Here is a 15,330-nt window from a genome sequence, read left to right on the forward strand (position 1 = left end):
CGATAGGTGATAAGATGAATGGTGTAATTGCACTAAATAAACCAGCGGGTCTTACCTCTCATGATTGCGTCTTTAAAATAAGAAAGATTTTAAAGACAAAAAAAGTCGGTCATACAGGAACCCTTGATCCAGAAGTAACGGGCGTCTTGCCAATATGTGTAGGTGAAGCTACAAAGCTAATACCATATTTAACCGATGATCGGAAAAAATATATTGGTGAAATTACTTTAGGGTTTTCTACAACAACCGAGGATGCTCATGGTGAAATTATTGATCAAAAGAAGGTTGATCGAGTTATTACTCGTGAAGAAATTTTAAATGTATTAAATCAATTAACTGGAGATATCAGTCAAACTCCTCCAATGTACTCTGCTGTAAAAGTAAATGGTAAAAAGCTATATGAATACGCTAGAGCTGGAATTGAAGTTGAACGTCCAACTAGAACGGTTACAATATTTGAAATTATTTTACTTGATGATCGAGAAGTATTCGAAGGAGAAACAATTTCTTTTAAATTTGAAGTTTTTTGTAGTAAAGGTACATATATTAGAACTTTAGCTGTTCAAATTGGTGAGCTTTTAGGATTCCCTGCTCACATGTCTTATTTAACTAGAACAAAAGCAGGCGCATTTACGATTGATGATTGTGTTACATTTGCTGAATTAGAAGAAAATGCTAATGATTTTACTTTAGATCGTGTCATGTTATCGATGGAGCAAGCTCTTAATGAGTATCCACGTCTAACTGTGACAGCTGAAGAAGAAGTAAGAGTTTTTAATGGTGGATTTTTTCCGAATACGATGAACTGTAAAGAAGGGGAATATATTGCAGTCTACAACGAAAATAATAGAATTATTGCAATGTACACTCCAAACCCTAAAAATAATAATGTAATTAAACCGACAAGAGTATTTCATAACCAATAGAAAAAACTATATAAATTTTATTCATTGTTCTATAATGGGAAAAGAGACTTGATTATAGAAAAGGTGATATATATGACAAAAATAATAAAAATCACCCATCCTCATTCAATAAAAAAAGAAGATTGTAAAGAAACGGTCTTAGCACTTGGCTTTTTTGATGGAGTACATAAAGGTCATCAACAAGTCATAAAAACTGCCAAAGAAATTGCGGATGAAAAAGGATTATTATTATCAGTTATGACATTCAACCCACATCCATCTGCAATTCTCGGAAATCGTGATGATGCGATTTCTTATTTGACACCTTTGGAGCTAAAAGTGAAGTGGATGGAGAAACTTTGTGTAGACCAATTATTTGTTGTTGAATTTTCAGAGGAATTTGCGACATTACTACCACAAGAATTTGTCGATCAATACATTATTTCTTTAAATGCAAAACATGTTGTTGCTGGATTTGATTTTTCATTTGGAAAATATGGTAAAGGGAATATGGAATCATTACCATTTCATTCTAGAGGTGAATTTACTCAATCAACAGTTTCAAAATTCGTTTTAGACGAGGAGAAAGTAAGTTCAACACGAATTAGAGAAGCGATAAAAGCTGGTGAAATGGAAGAAGCTACCCACTTACTTGGCAGGCAGTATCAAATTAAAGGGATCGTTGTAGATGGTGACAAACGTGGCCGAACAATTGGATTTCCAACAGCTAATATTTCTGTTTCCATTCCATATGCATTACCATCAGTAGGTGTTTATGCTGTAAAATGTATTGTTAATGGTGAAATATATGAAGGTATGTGTAATATTGGATACAAACCAACTTTCTATCATGAGTTCCAAAAACAAACAATTGAAGTTAATATTTTTGAATTTAATGAAGATATATACGGAAAAGAAGTTGAAATTTTTTGGTATGCTAGAATACGTGATGAAAAGAAGTTTAATGGTATAAATGAGTTAATCGATCAATTACAGAAAGATCGTGAAACAGTAAAAAGTTATTTTAGACAATAACTAATTTAGAATACTTGCTTTTATAATTAAAACAATGTAATATTATTAAAGTACTTGAAAAACCGTTGCTTGGCAAATCGATTCACCGACGACTGCTAGGTGATAGGTGTTCAACAATATTATTATGAGGTGAAAAAACATGGCATTAACTCAAGAACGTAAAAACGAAATCATCAGCACTTACAAAACTCATGCGAACGATACTGGTTCTCCAGAAGTTCAAATTGCAGTTTTAACTGAAAACATTAACTCTTTAAATGGGCACTTACGTACTCACAAAAAAGATCACCACTCTCGTCGTGGTTTATTAAAAATGGTTGGTAAGCGTCGTAACTTACTTAACTACTTACGTAACAAAGACATTACTCGTTACCGTGAATTAATTAACAAATTAGGTTTACGTCGTTAATTCGAGTATTAATTTGATACTTTAAGAAAAAGCGGGATTCTTCCCGCTTTTTCTTATACATATCGATTTAAAATTACTGAACAATTGAATTTTAAATTTATAAATATTTATTCTCTTTTTCTCGTTAGTTGATTTCTTTACTAAACATAGGAGATAATAGAGAATATACGATTTTTTTACATAATTAATTTAGACTTTGAATTGTAAATTAGAGAGGGGTATTTATACCATATGGAACAACAAAAGCACGTTTTTTCCACAGAGCTTGCTGGTAAAACTCTTACTGTTGAAGTAGGACAATTAGCAAAGCAAGCAAATGGAGCAGTTTTAGTAAGATACGAAGATACTGTCGTATTAGCAACAGCAACTGCATCAAAGGAACCTAAAAAAGTTAGCTTTTTCCCATTAACAGTAAACTACGAAGAGCGTTTATATGCAGTAGGTAAAATTCCTGGTGGATTTATTAAACGTGAAGGTAGACCAAGTGAAAAAGCAATATTAGCGAGTCGACTAATTGACCGCCCAATTCGACCATTATTTGCGGATGGATTCCGTAATGAAGTACAAGTAATCAGCATGGTAATGAGTGTTGATCAAGATTGTTCATCAGAAATGGCTGCTATGTTTGGTAGTTCTCTAGCTCTATGTGTATCTGACATTCCTTTTAACGGCCCAATTGCTGGAGTTGTAGTCGGTCGCATTAATGGCGAATTTATTATTAATCCAACTGTAGAGCAAGCTGAAAACAGTGACATTCATTTAACAGTTGCTGGAACGAAAGATGCAATTAACATGGTTGAAGCTGGAGCTAATGAAGTGCCAGAAGAAGTAATGCTTGAAGCAATTATGTTTGGTCATGAAGAAATTAAAAAATTAATTGCATTCCAAGAAGAAATAGTAGCTCAAATTGGAAAAGAAAAAATGGAAATTCAGCTTCATGAACTTGACGCTGAATTAGAAAAACAAATTCGTGAAATTTGTGAAACAGAATTAAACGCAGCAATTCAAGTTCATGAAAAACATGCTCGTGAAGCTGCAATCAATGAAGTAAAAGAACGTGTTGTTCTTCATTTTGAAGAAAATGAAGCAGAAGAAGAGATTATTGGACAAGTTAAAGAAATCCTTTCAATGCTAGTAAAAGAAGAAGTGCGTCGTTTAATTACGGTTGAAAAAGTACGTCCTGATGGAAGAAAATTAGATGAAATCCGTCCATTATCATCACAAGTTGGTTTACTACCTCGTACACATGGTTCTGGCTTATTCACTCGTGGACAAACTCAAGCGTTAAGCATTTGTACACTAGGGGCTCTAGGTGATGTGCAAATTCTTGATGGATTAGGCATAGAAGAATCAAAACGTTTTATGCATCATTACAATTTCCCACAATTTAGTGTTGGTGAAACAGGCCCAATTCGTGGACCAGGTCGCCGTGAAATTGGACATGGAGCATTAGGTGAAAGAGCACTTGAGCCAAGTATTCCAGATCAAAAGGATTTCCCATATACAATTCGACTTGTATCAGAAGTACTTGAATCAAATGGTTCAACTTCACAAGCAAGTATTTGCGCAAGTACTCTTGCAATGATGGATGCTGGTGTACCAATTAAAGCACCAGTTGCTGGTATCGCAATGGGATTAATTAAATCTGGTGAACATTATTCAGTTCTTACAGATATTCAAGGTATGGAAGATCATTTAGGAGATATGGACTTTAAAGTAGCAGGAACAGCTAAAGGTGTAACTGCACTTCAAATGGACATTAAAATTGAAGGTTTATCAGAACAAATTTTAAAAGAAGCATTAGAACAAGCGAAAATTGGTCGTATGCAAATTCTTGATTCGATGCTTGCTACAATAAGCGAACCAAGAACAGCATTATCTGAGTTTGCTCCAAAAATCTTAATGATGACAATTAACCCAGATAAAATTAAAGATGTTATTGGACCTGGTGGAAAACAAATCAATAAAATTATTGAAGAAACTGGCGTGAAAATTGACATCGAACAAGATGGAACTGTATTTATTTCATCTGTAGACCAACCTATGAATGAACGTGCAAAACAAATTATTGAAGACCTTGTTCGTGAAGTAGAAGTAGGTCAATTATACATGGGTAAAGTAAAACGAATTGAAAAATTCGGCGCATTCGTTGAAATCTTTGCAGGTAAAGATGGATTAGTCCATATTTCTGAACTTGCAGAAGAACGCATTGCAAAAGTTGAAGACGTAGTTTCACTTGGAGACGAAATCCTAGTAAAAGTAACTGAAATCGACAAACAAGGACGAGTAAACCTTTCTCGTAAAGCTGTATTAAAAGAACAAAAAGAAAAAGCTGAGCAAAACTAGAAAAGCGGAAGGCGTTCGCTCTTCTTTGACCCCAAATAGAAACAACAGGCACATAGAAATGAGCCTGTTGTTTTTTTATTTTACTTCCACATTTCCATTCTAATTCTCTCTTTTAATTTTGCAGAATTTTATGTGTGCCTAAAAATTTTTTGGTTACAATAAGAAAAGTAGAACTAGAAATTACCAGGTAAATTAGTGATTGCTAATTTAGTCGTACATAAGACGTAGAAAGCTTGTTCTATTATATTAAAAAATATCATATTCCTTCTAGTAGGAGGGCGTTTAGGAAATGGGAAGAAGTCGGTTAAAAGTCTTAGCATTCGTTATGGCATTATTTCTAGCAATTTTAGTCGCTAGAAATCAATATACTAATCAATACGTGAGGAACTTAACTTCAAAAACGTCATTTGTAACAGCAAAAACAAATGGGTTATTTGATGAAATCAAAACAAAAGCGCCAACTTTCGAGATACCTCCAAAAGATGCCTATGTGGACTCGGTTTGGAAAGCAATACCTGGGTATAATGGTTTAACAGTCGATGTTAATGCGTCATATAAGAAAATGAAAGCAAAAGGCAAGTTTGATGAGAATAAGCTAGTATTTAAAGAAGTTTCTCCAAAAGTTCATTTAAAGGATTTACCACCATCACCAGTGTATAAAGGGAATCCTGATAAACCGATGGTAGCATTTACAATCAATGTTGCATGGGGAAATGAATATATTCCGAAAATGTTAGAAGTATTAAAGAAGCACAATGCAAACGCAACTTTCTTTCTTGAGGGTAGATGGGTAAAAAATAATCCAACTGTCGCTCAACTAATCACTGCTGCAGATCAAGAAGTTGGGAACCATTCTTATACACATCCCGATATGGCCAGATTAGGTAGTCAGCAAATAAGAAATGAAATAACCCAAACAAATTCAGTCATACTAGCCACAACTGATCAAAAAGTTGTATGGTTTGCCCCTCCAAGCGGTAGTTATCGTGATGAGGTAGTTAAAATTGCTTCAAGTTTAGGCTTAAAAACAATTATGTGGACAGCAGATACGATTGATTGGCAGAAACCGCCAAGAGAAGTCATTATTAATCGTGTTATGAAAAAAGTAGAAAATGGTACAATCGTTCTTATGCATCCAACGAAACCGACAGCTGAGGCACTTGATGAACTAATTACAAAAATAGAAGCATCAGGTCGAAAAGTTGTAAATATTTCAACTTTATTAGATGAAAAACGGTACGATACAATTAAAAAAGTTGAAAACAAATGACAATTACTTTCAGCTTTGTTAAGATGATTGTAAAATATAGTTAAATTTTTCAATCTTATTACAAAAGTGAAAATATATGGTTTATACATAGGAGGCATTACATGATTGTACGACATACTTGCAAAAATGGAGTTAGAGTAGTAATTGAAAATATTTCAACTGTTCGTTCAGTTGCACTTGGAGTCTGGATTAAAACAGGTTCAAATAATGAAACGTCAGAACTAAATGGTGTATCACATTTTCTTGAGCATATGTTCTTTAAAGGTACTAAAACACGAAATGCGAAAGAAATCGCTGAAAGTTTCGATTCAATTGGTGGACAAGTAAATGCATTTACTTCAAAAGAATATACTTGTTATTACGCTAAAGTGTTAGATACTCATGCGGATTACGCGTTAGAAGTGTTAGGTGATATGTTTTTTAATTCAACTTTTGATGAAGGTGAATTAGAAAAAGAAAAAAATGTAGTACTTGAAGAAATTAAAATGTATGATGATACACCAGACGATTTAGTACATGATTTATTAAGTAAAGTTATGTATGAAACTCATCCATTAGGTTATCCAATTCTAGGAACAGAAGAAACTTTAAAATCTTTTAACGGCGATACTTTACGTCAGTATATGAAGGATTTTTACACGCCAGATCAAGTAGTTATTTCAATTGCGGGTAATATTGATGAATCCTTTATTAAACGTGTTGAAGATTTATTTGGAAATTATGAGGGGAAAAAGAAAGAGATAAACTTTGGGATCCCTACAATACATTATGGACAAATTGCTCGAAAAAAAGAAACAGAGCAAGCACATCTTTGTGTTGGCTATAGAGGTCTTGAACTTGGACATAGCGACTTATATCCATTAATTGCCTTAAATAATATACTTGGTGGTAGTATGAGTAGTCGTTTATTCCAAGATGTTCGTGAGCAAAAAGGACTTGCATATTCTGTTTTCTCATATCACTCTGCATACCAAGATAGCGGTACAGTTGCAATTTATGCAGGTACTGGAAAAAGCCAATTAAATCAATTATTTGAAACAATCCAAGAAACTTTAAAAGTATTAAATGCAGATGGAATAACAGAAAAAGAATTAAATAATTGTAAAGAGCAATTAAAAGGTAATTTAATGTTAGGATTAGAAAGTACAAATAGCAGAATGAGCCGAAATGGTAAAAATGAATTGATGCTAGGTAATCACCGTACTTTAGATGAAGTAATTCAACTAATAGATAACGTAACAATTGATAAAGTAAATGATATTGCGAAGTTTGTTTTTACTGATGACTATGCAGTTTCATTAGTAAGTCCCGATGGAGTAATTCCAACAAATATTAAACAATAAGTTAATCAATTAGGGGAGCCCTTATAGGGTCCTCTTTTTTATTTTTCAAATGACTGAGAATAGAAATGTTCAGATTTAAACAGTTTTTCATTACTGCTCCTTAATTTTAGAAAGAATCTTCACCAATGCAATGGAAGATTCATAAGATATTTAGGAGAAAGATGTTAGGCGGTAGTCCTGCTTACAGAGATTAATTTCCATTTACCATAGTGAAGTAAAGAAGGTGAATGCTGCATGTTAACTGGCTTGCATATTGCTGTTATTGGTGGGGACGCCAGACAGCTGGAAGTTATTCGGAAGTTAACAGAGTTAGACGCAAAGGTAACATTAATAGGCTTTGAACAATTAGATAGTGGCTTTACAAGTGCTTCAAAAGAATTAATGGCAGATGCAAATTTTGAAGATCTTGATGCAATCCTTCTACCTGTACCAGGTACAAATATTGAAGGAGTAGTCGATACAATTTTTTCAAATGAGAAAGTCGTGCTGACAAAAGAAATTTTAGACAGTACTCCTTCACATTGTACGATTTACTCTGGAATAAGTAACTCTTACTTAGATAGTATAGTTACAGCTTCAAACCGAAAGTTAGTAAAATTATTTGAACGAGACGATGTAGCTATTTATAATAGTATTCCAACCGTTGAAGGTACGATTATGATGGTTATTCAACATACGGAATATACAATTCATAATTCGAAAGTAGCGGTATTAGGTTTAGGTCGTACAGGAATGAGTGTCGCTAGGACTTTTCATAATTTGGGTGCAAAAGTAAAAGTAGGGGCTCGTAAATCAGAACATATTGCTAGAATTATTGAAATGGGCTTAGAAGCTTTTGAATTTAAGAATATTGAAGAGGCCTTAAAGGATGTAGATGTTGTAATTAATACTGTTCCAGTTCAAATCGTGACAGCAAGTGTTATTTCAAAATTACAACCACATTCATTAATCATTGATTTAGCTTCTAAACCTGGAGGAACAGATTTTCGTTATGCTGAAAAAAGAGGCATTAAGGCCTTATTAGCACCAGGTTTACCAGGAATCGTTGCTCCTAAAACAGCAGGTCAAATAATTGGAAACGTACTAACACAGCTATTAAAGGTAGATTTAGATAAAAGGAAGGAGCAACAAAAATGACGTTGAAAGGTAAGAAAATTGGATTTGGTATTACAGGATCACATTGTACTTATGAAGAGGTAGTACCACAAATTCAAAAATTAGTGGATGATGGAGCTGACGTATACCCTGTCGTTACATTTACTGTAAAAAGCACAACAACCAGGTTTGGAGTAGGAGAAGACTGGATCGAAAAAATTGAAGAAATTACAGGGCGTAAAACAGTTGATTCAATTGTAGGAGCAGAACCATTTGGTCCAAAAGTACAATTAGATTGTATGGTAATTGCACCGTTAACAGGAAATTCAATGAGTAAGTTTGCTAATGCTCAAACTGACAGCCCTGTATTAATGGCAGCTAAGGCTACATTAAGAAATGGAAAACCTGTTGTTTTAGGTATTTCTACAAACGATGCTTTAGGTTTAAATGGAACTAATTTAATGTGACTTAGATGGTAATACCAAATCAATTTTAAAGATCACCTGGGGAGCTTTGGGTAAAGTATTAGTGTAAAATCATCTAGTTTTTGATGTGGCTCTTTTTGATACTCAACTTTAAATAAGACTGATTTAAGGAGTTTATTTTTAAGCTCTATATTGGTTGTTTTGTAATATAAATCTAACACTTTTTCAAAGGTTGGAATTAATTGTTCGTTTAGCAACTCTCTATTGTGATATTTTGCCAGTTCATCCAAAATTAACGTCTTACTATTTGAAAGTTCTTCTAGTCGATTAGAGAGGGTTTTTGAACGTTCATTGTAAATCGATTCATCATAAATACCGCGTTCTAGTAAATTAAATAAATTATTTTTTTGTTTTACAACTTCATTTAATTCATTCTCTATTTGTTTAAGTGCCTGTTTTTTTAAATTAATTACTTCAAAATCTTCCTCGTCGGGTTGATTCGTAAAACTGATTTTATATTCTTTTAACCAAATTTCTAACCCTTGTAATAGTTTCTCTTCAATTAAATGAGTATAGGAAGAGCGGGTGTTACAACGGTTATTTGTACACACAATTTGTCTAGGTTTGCCTTTTGGATAACGCTGCTGTAATTTTGATCCACATTTACTACAAAACATTATTCCAGCTAGCTGATTACTTAATTTACTATTATAAGGGGCATGGTATCGACTAGTTAAAATATCTTGTGCAAAATTGTGTATATCAGGATCAATTATTGCTTCATGTTTTCCATCGACAATTAACCAGTCAGATTTTGGTTTTCTTATACCTTTACTTGATTTTTTATTCCAAGTCACTTTACCGATATAAATCGGATTTTTGATCATCTCCAAAATGGAATTGTAACTCCACTTTTTACCTGTATAGGAAGGGATATTCATTTGATTTAAACGGTTAGCAATTTCGTTTGCACCAATCAAATCCTTCGTATACCATTCAAAAATACTTTTTACTACCTTTGCCTGCTTGCTATTAATACGTAAAGAGCGGAATTCCTTTGTTTCATATATCTCATATCCATAAGGTGCAAAGGTTCCTAAATAATTTCCTCTTTGGACTGATAATACTCGACCTCGTTGAAGCCTTCGAGTAATTATTTTTAATTCTTTTCGCGCCATAAATGCCTCAAATTCACTGTATTCCTCATCAAACTCATCATGTAGGTCATAGGTCTTTCTTGGAGTAATAATTTTTGTTCTAGAGGATTTAAACGTTTCTAAAATAATGCCCTGTTCCTTCATATTACCGCGTCCAAGACGGTCCATATCCATTACTAACACGCCATCATATTTGAATTCTTCAACTTCTTGTAAAAGCTTTAACATTTCTGGCCGGTAAACAAGCGATTCACCAGATGCAATTTCTTGTCGTATACAGATTATATTTAAATTACTTTCCTTAGCGAATTTCAAAAGCTGCTCCTTATGCTTTGATAAGGTCTCACCTTCACCTCTAGCCTCTGCATCTAAATCTGCTCGACTTTTACGCAAGTACAATGCAACTCGTTCCATGTAATCACCTCATAGACTATATATATGTCTAATTAAGGAATTAATTAATTTTTGAATCATCGGCAAAAAAAGGTTGGTTAGTCCGTCAGAAAACTAAACATACAATGAATTATGGGGGTGGTGATACTGAGTAAACAAACAGAATTTACTGCTACCTATCAATTCGGAAAAACAAAAGTGAATATAATTGCGCCAAATGATGTTACAGAAGAAAATAAAAAGAAAATTATTGAAGAAATTCATACGATTGGCTGGAAGATTATTAAAGAAGAAATGTATAAGAAAGATGATCAGTAAGATGAATTTAGTAAGCACCTAAAAAAGGGTGCTTTTTTATCTGTAATCTTGATCAATGAAGAATTAGATTTCAAAAGTAAATTGCTTAGGCAAACTATATTTTTGTACTTTTCACAGCGGTAAAAAACTAAATATGCAATCAATTTAACTACAGATATAATAGTGACCATGATTCATTATTTTAAGAAAAATTCTAAGACAGATTACTCAAAAATCTGTCATTTTTTTTACATAACGAACGTAATTATAGTGATAGTGATTCTAAATATTCATCAAAGAGAGGAATGTTGGTTATTATCGAATATCATTTTAAAAAACAATTTTGTTCAAAGGGAAAATTGATCGAACGTAAGCTTGCTGATCAATTGATTTTAAATGTAAGAATAAAAGATGTCTTAGAACTAGCTTATAATAACTGGGCTTTAGATTATGCAAAAGGTGTAGTTGCCTTAAATCTTACAAATGGTGAATTAATTGGTTATTCACTTAAGGGTGCACATAATAGAACTAGAAACGACTATGAGATTATTATTTTTGAACTAGATGCAAATGTTGACGTGGAAGATATTACTGTTTTAATGGGGAATATTGGTATTCGAGCTGTACGGACATTTTTTGAAATCGACGATGAAACTTTTTCTAACAATATGATATTTTGGACAGAAACCTATTTACGGTTTCATAATTTGACGATTAAATCAATTAGAGATCGGTTTTTAAAGGTACTATATACTGATTATAAACAAACCTTTTATAATACTTGCATTAAAAAACAACTTGATTATGTTTACGCTAACTATATCGTTCATTACAATCATTAGGGTGAGATCTTAAAAATTATTTTATTAAGCTTAATTTTTTGTTTCAATCCCCTTTTAAATCCTTTAATCGGCTCCTTTTAAAGTCAATTTTTTACTGTCCCAAACCAATGATATTCCGTTTAGATAGGTATTATCCTCTAAGTCATAATTTAATGCGTTTAATGAGTACAAAAAATATCTATTTTATTCCCTTTGGCCAAGATGATCCAATCAAAAAACCGAATTCATTAGTGGCAAGAATGGATTCATTGCTTGATACAGTGAAATCTTCTATTGAAGGAAAACAACTTCAACCTGTTTTAGTTGAAAAATATCGCGATCTCCAATAAATATTTTAGAAAAAATAGGACTGAATTATTTTTTCTATGTTAGAATGAAGAAAATTGAGTATGTGTCATTAGGATACATACTCGTTACTATGAAATCAATTATTCAAGCGAAAACCTTTGAATATAAACTTCATTTGACGTAAACTATTTAATAAAAGTGAAAACAGGGATGGTGCAAAAAAAGTGGGGAATAAACAAAGTTATGTAGTAGCTGTAGTAGGTGCAACTGGAGCAGTTGGACAACAAATGATTGCAACATTGGAGAAAAGAAATTTTCCAGTAAAAGAAATTAAATATTTATCTTCAAAACGTTCTGCAGGAACAAAATTAACATATAAAGGTAAAGAAGTAATCGTACAAGAAGCTACTCCTGAAGCTTTTGAAGGTGTTGATATTGCTTTATTTAGTGCAGGTGGCTCAGTATCAAAAGATCTAGCTCCTGAAGCAGTTAAAAGAGGGGCAGTAGTAGTAGATAACACTAGTGCATTTAGAATGGCTGAAGATGTACCTTTAGTTGTACCTGAAGTAAATGACAAAGATTTATTTAATCATAAAGGGATTATTGCAAATCCTAACTGTTCAACAATCCAAATGGTTGTTGCCCTAGAACCAATTCGTCAAACAATTGGTTTAAATAAAGTAGTAGTTTCAACTTACCAAGCCGTTTCTGGTGCTGGAGTTACAGCAATTGAAGCATTAAAGGAACAAGCGCAAGCATTCTTAAATGGTGAAGAAGCAACTCCATCAGTATTACCGGTAAAAAGTGGTGAGAAACATTATCAAATTGCTTTTAATGCAATTCCACAAATCGATGTATTTACTGAGAATGGATATACTTATGAAGAAATGAAAATGATTAATGAAACGAAAAAAATCATGCATTTACCTGAATTACAAATTAGCGCAACTTGTGTACGACTTCCTGTAATTTCTGGTCACTCAGAGTCAGTTTACATTGAAGTTGATAAGGAAGTATCAGTAGCTGAACTTAAATCACTTTTAAGTGATGCACCTGGAATCGTTTTACAAGATGATCCAGAACAACAACTATATCCAATGCCATTTTACAGTATTGGAAGTAATGAAGTATTTGTAGGACGTATCCGTAAAGACCTAGATAATCCATTTGGATTCCATTTATGGATCGTTTCAGATAATCTATTAAAAGGTGCTGCTTGGAATTCAGTGCAAATTGCTGAAAGATTAATTGAGTTAAGCATCATTTAGTGAAAACTGCTAGAGAGGTGCAAAAATGAAAATATTAGTCCAAAAATTTGGAGGGACTTCAGTACGTGACGAAAATGGTAGAAAGCACGCACTTAAGCATATAAAAGAAGCATTAGAAAAAGGATATAAATTAGTAGTTGTTGTTTCTGCTATGGGACGAAAAGGTGAACCATATGCAACTGATACACTATTAAATTTAGTTGGCGCAAAAAAAAGTAAGGTTACACAAAGAGAACTTGATTTATTAATGTCATGTGGTGAAACAATTTCATCAATTATTTTTTCAAATTTATTGAATGAAAACGGTATTCATGCCATGGCAATGACAGGTGCATCTGCAGGTTTCCGAACAAATGATGAATTTGGAAATGCAAAAATTCTTGATATGAAATGCGGCCGTCTAATTAAAGAGCTAGAAAACTATGATGTTGTAGTAGTAGCAGGATTCCAAGGATCAACATCTAATGGTGATATCACAACATTAGGTAGAGGTGGAAGTGATACTTCTGCTTCTGCACTTGGGGTTGCTGTTGGCGCAGAAACAATCGAAATCTTTACTGACGTTGAAGGCGTAATGACAGCAGATCCAAGGATTGTAAAAGAAGCAAGGCCTTTATCAGTTGTGACGTATGCAGAAATTTGTAATATGGCGTATCAAGGTGCGAAAGTAATTCATCCTAGAGCTGTAGAAATCGCGATGCAAGGAAAGGTACCTATTCGAATTCGTTCAACCTATTCAAATAGTTTAGGTACACTAGTAACATCGAATCCTACACAACGAATTATTGGTGATAATATTCAAGATCGTTTAATTACAGGAATTGCACATGTACCGAATGTTACGCAAATTAGAGTAACTTCAAAGGAACATACTTTTGATTTACATTCTCAAGTATTTAAAGCAATGGCAAATAAAGGAATAAGTGTAGACTTTATTAATATCTCTCCTAATGGTGTAGTATACACTGTAAGTGATGAAGTTGCTTCAAAAGCGATAGATGTATTAAAAGGAATCGGCTATGAGCCTTCATACACTACAGGATGTGCAAAAGTATCAATAGTTGGAGCGGCAATTGCAGGAGTACCTGGCGTAACTTCAAAAATTGTAACTGCATTAGCTGAAAAAGGAATTCAAATTTTACAATCAGCTGACAGTCATACAACTATTTGGGTGCTTGTCAAAAATGAAGATATGGTCGAAGCAGTTACTGCACTTCATGATGCATTTGAACTTAGTTCAGTTAAAATGGATTAAATTTTGATCGGAGTGGAACAATGAGTAGATTTGGTAAAATTTCAACAGCGATGGTAACTCCTTTTGATTCAAAAGGAAATATTGATTTCGCAAAAACAACAAAACTTGTGAACTACTTAATTGAGAATGGTACGGATTCAATCGTAGTTTGCGGAACAACTGGAGAATCTCCAACGTTAACTTCTGAAGAAAAATTAGCATTGATTAGCCATGTTGTTTCAACTGCAGCTGGAAGAGTACCTGTAATCGCAGGTACAGGAAGTAATAATACTCGTGAAACAGTTGAATTAACGAAAAAGGTTTCTGCTTTAGGTGTAGATGCAATAATGGTAGTTGTACCTTATTATAATAAACCAAACCAAGAAGGACTTTATCAACACTTTAAAGCGGCAGCTGAAAGTACTGAACTGCCTGTAATGTTATATAATGTACCAGGTAGAACAGTTGCTAGCCTTTCTGTAGATACAGTTGTAAGATTAGCAGAAATTCCGAATATAGTTGCAATTAAAGATGCGACTGGTAACTTAAGCATAATGACAGAAATTATTGACCGTACTCCTGAAGATTTTGAATTATACTGTGGTGACGACGGCCTAACACTTCCTGCATTTGCTATTGGTTCAAAAGGAACGGTTTCTGTTGCAGCACACGTATTAGGAAATGAAATGCAGCAATTAGCTGAAAGCTTCTTCACAGGAGATATGGCTAAAGCACAATTCTTACACCGTAAACTATTACCATTATTTGAAGGATTCTTCATGGCACCAAGTCCAGGTCCAATCAAAACAGCTTTACAAATGAAAGGGTTAGATGTTGGTGGAGTTCGTTTACCGCTTGTACCACTTTCAGAAGCTGAACGCACAACGATCGGTATATTAATAAATAAATTAGACGAAGCATTACAAAGTAATTAATAACAAAACCACTTACAAATAATCCGATTAATTTGGATTTGCGTAAGTGGTTTTTATTAATGTATGGACTCATCCACAAAAAAACAGA

13 protein-coding genes and 2 pseudogenes are annotated in these 15,330 nt (G+C 33.4%); 14 read left to right on the forward strand and 1 reads right to left on the reverse strand.

The annotated features are described in order from the left end of the window. The first annotated feature begins 14 nt into the window (after nucleotides 1–14). The 8 genes and pseudogenes from truB to dpaB form a co-directional block, all read left to right on the forward strand. Nucleotides 15–926: a tRNA pseudouridine(55) synthase TruB gene (gene truB / locus BM319_RS08270; RefSeq protein WP_025568544.1), complete on the forward strand. Its 912-nt coding sequence runs from the start codon at nucleotides 15–17 to the stop codon at nucleotides 924–926. Between the two features lie 72 nt (nucleotides 927–998). Further along, complete coding sequence (gene ribF / locus BM319_RS08275; protein ID WP_029715282.1) at nucleotides 999–1,940, forward strand: bifunctional riboflavin kinase/FAD synthetase; 942 nt, start codon at nucleotides 999–1,001, stop codon at nucleotides 1,938–1,940. A 139-nt stretch (nucleotides 1,941–2,079) separates the two neighbouring features. Next, complete coding sequence (rpsO, locus tag BM319_RS08280) at nucleotides 2,080–2,349, forward strand: 30S ribosomal protein S15 (protein ID WP_025568545.1); 270 nt, start codon at nucleotides 2,080–2,082, stop codon at nucleotides 2,347–2,349. Between the two features lie 231 nt (nucleotides 2,350–2,580). Next, a complete protein-coding gene (gene pnp, locus BM319_RS08285; RefSeq protein WP_025568546.1) occupies nucleotides 2,581–4,695 on the forward strand; it encodes a polyribonucleotide nucleotidyltransferase in 2,115 nt (704 codons plus the stop codon). A gap of 289 nt (nucleotides 4,696–4,984) precedes the next feature. Then, nucleotides 4,985–5,965 (forward strand): polysaccharide deacetylase family protein, encoded by a 981-nt coding sequence (locus BM319_RS08290; protein WP_025568547.1) that lies wholly within the window; start codon nucleotides 4,985–4,987, stop codon nucleotides 5,963–5,965. 101 nt (nucleotides 5,966–6,066) lie between these two features. After that, complete coding sequence (locus BM319_RS08295; protein WP_025568548.1) at nucleotides 6,067–7,308, forward strand: M16 family metallopeptidase; 1,242 nt, start codon at nucleotides 6,067–6,069, stop codon at nucleotides 7,306–7,308. A 234-nt stretch (nucleotides 7,309–7,542) separates the two neighbouring features. After that, nucleotides 7,543–8,445, forward strand: a complete 903-nt coding sequence (gene dpaA, locus BM319_RS08300; protein ID WP_025568549.1) for a dipicolinic acid synthetase subunit A — start codon at nucleotides 7,543–7,545, stop codon at nucleotides 8,443–8,445. Beyond that, nucleotides 8,442–8,867: pseudogene (gene dpaB / locus BM319_RS08305) on the forward strand (dipicolinate synthase subunit B); the annotation flags it as partial. The gene dpaA and the pseudogene dpaB, both read left to right, overlap by 4 nt. 35 nt (nucleotides 8,868–8,902) lie before the next feature. Here dpaB and BM319_RS08310 read toward each other — a convergent pair. Then, a complete protein-coding gene (locus BM319_RS08310; protein WP_025568550.1) occupies nucleotides 8,903–10,399 on the reverse strand; it encodes a recombinase family protein in 1,497 nt (498 codons plus the stop codon). A gap of 120 nt (nucleotides 10,400–10,519) precedes the next feature. On the opposite strand from BM319_RS08310, the gene BM319_RS24340 reads away from it, so the two are divergent. From BM319_RS24340 to dapA, 6 genes and pseudogenes are all read left to right on the forward strand, one after another. Beyond that, nucleotides 10,520–10,696, forward strand: a complete 177-nt coding sequence (locus BM319_RS24340; protein ID WP_098948807.1) for a cell division protein FtsZ — start codon at nucleotides 10,520–10,522, stop codon at nucleotides 10,694–10,696. 287 nt (nucleotides 10,697–10,983) lie between these two features. Further along, complete coding sequence (locus BM319_RS08315; protein WP_025568551.1) at nucleotides 10,984–11,517, forward strand: hypothetical protein; 534 nt, start codon at nucleotides 10,984–10,986, stop codon at nucleotides 11,515–11,517. 146 nt (nucleotides 11,518–11,663) lie between these two features. After that, nucleotides 11,664–11,846: pseudogene (gene spoVFB / locus BM319_RS08320) on the forward strand (dipicolinate synthase subunit B); the annotation flags it as partial. A gap of 183 nt (nucleotides 11,847–12,029) precedes the next feature. Then, nucleotides 12,030–13,073 (forward strand): aspartate-semialdehyde dehydrogenase, encoded by a 1,044-nt coding sequence (gene asd / locus BM319_RS08325; protein ID WP_025568552.1) that lies wholly within the window; start codon nucleotides 12,030–12,032, stop codon nucleotides 13,071–13,073. Nucleotides 13,074–13,098: 25 nt separating this feature from the next. Beyond that, complete coding sequence (dapG, locus tag BM319_RS08330) at nucleotides 13,099–14,328, forward strand: aspartate kinase (protein WP_025568553.1); 1,230 nt, start codon at nucleotides 13,099–13,101, stop codon at nucleotides 14,326–14,328. Nucleotides 14,329–14,348: 20 nt separating this feature from the next. Further along, nucleotides 14,349–15,242 carry a 4-hydroxy-tetrahydrodipicolinate synthase gene (gene dapA, locus BM319_RS08335; protein ID WP_025568555.1) on the forward strand — a complete coding sequence of 298 codons (894 nt, stop codon included), beginning with the start codon at nucleotides 14,349–14,351 and terminating at the stop codon, nucleotides 15,240–15,242. The last annotated feature ends 88 nt before the right edge of the window (nucleotides 15,243–15,330 follow it).

It is taken from the genome of Bacillus sp. UNCCL81, from assembly GCF_900112535.1.
Classification (GTDB): Bacteria; Bacillota; Bacilli; order Bacillales; family Bacillaceae_G; genus Gottfriedia; species Gottfriedia luciferensis_B.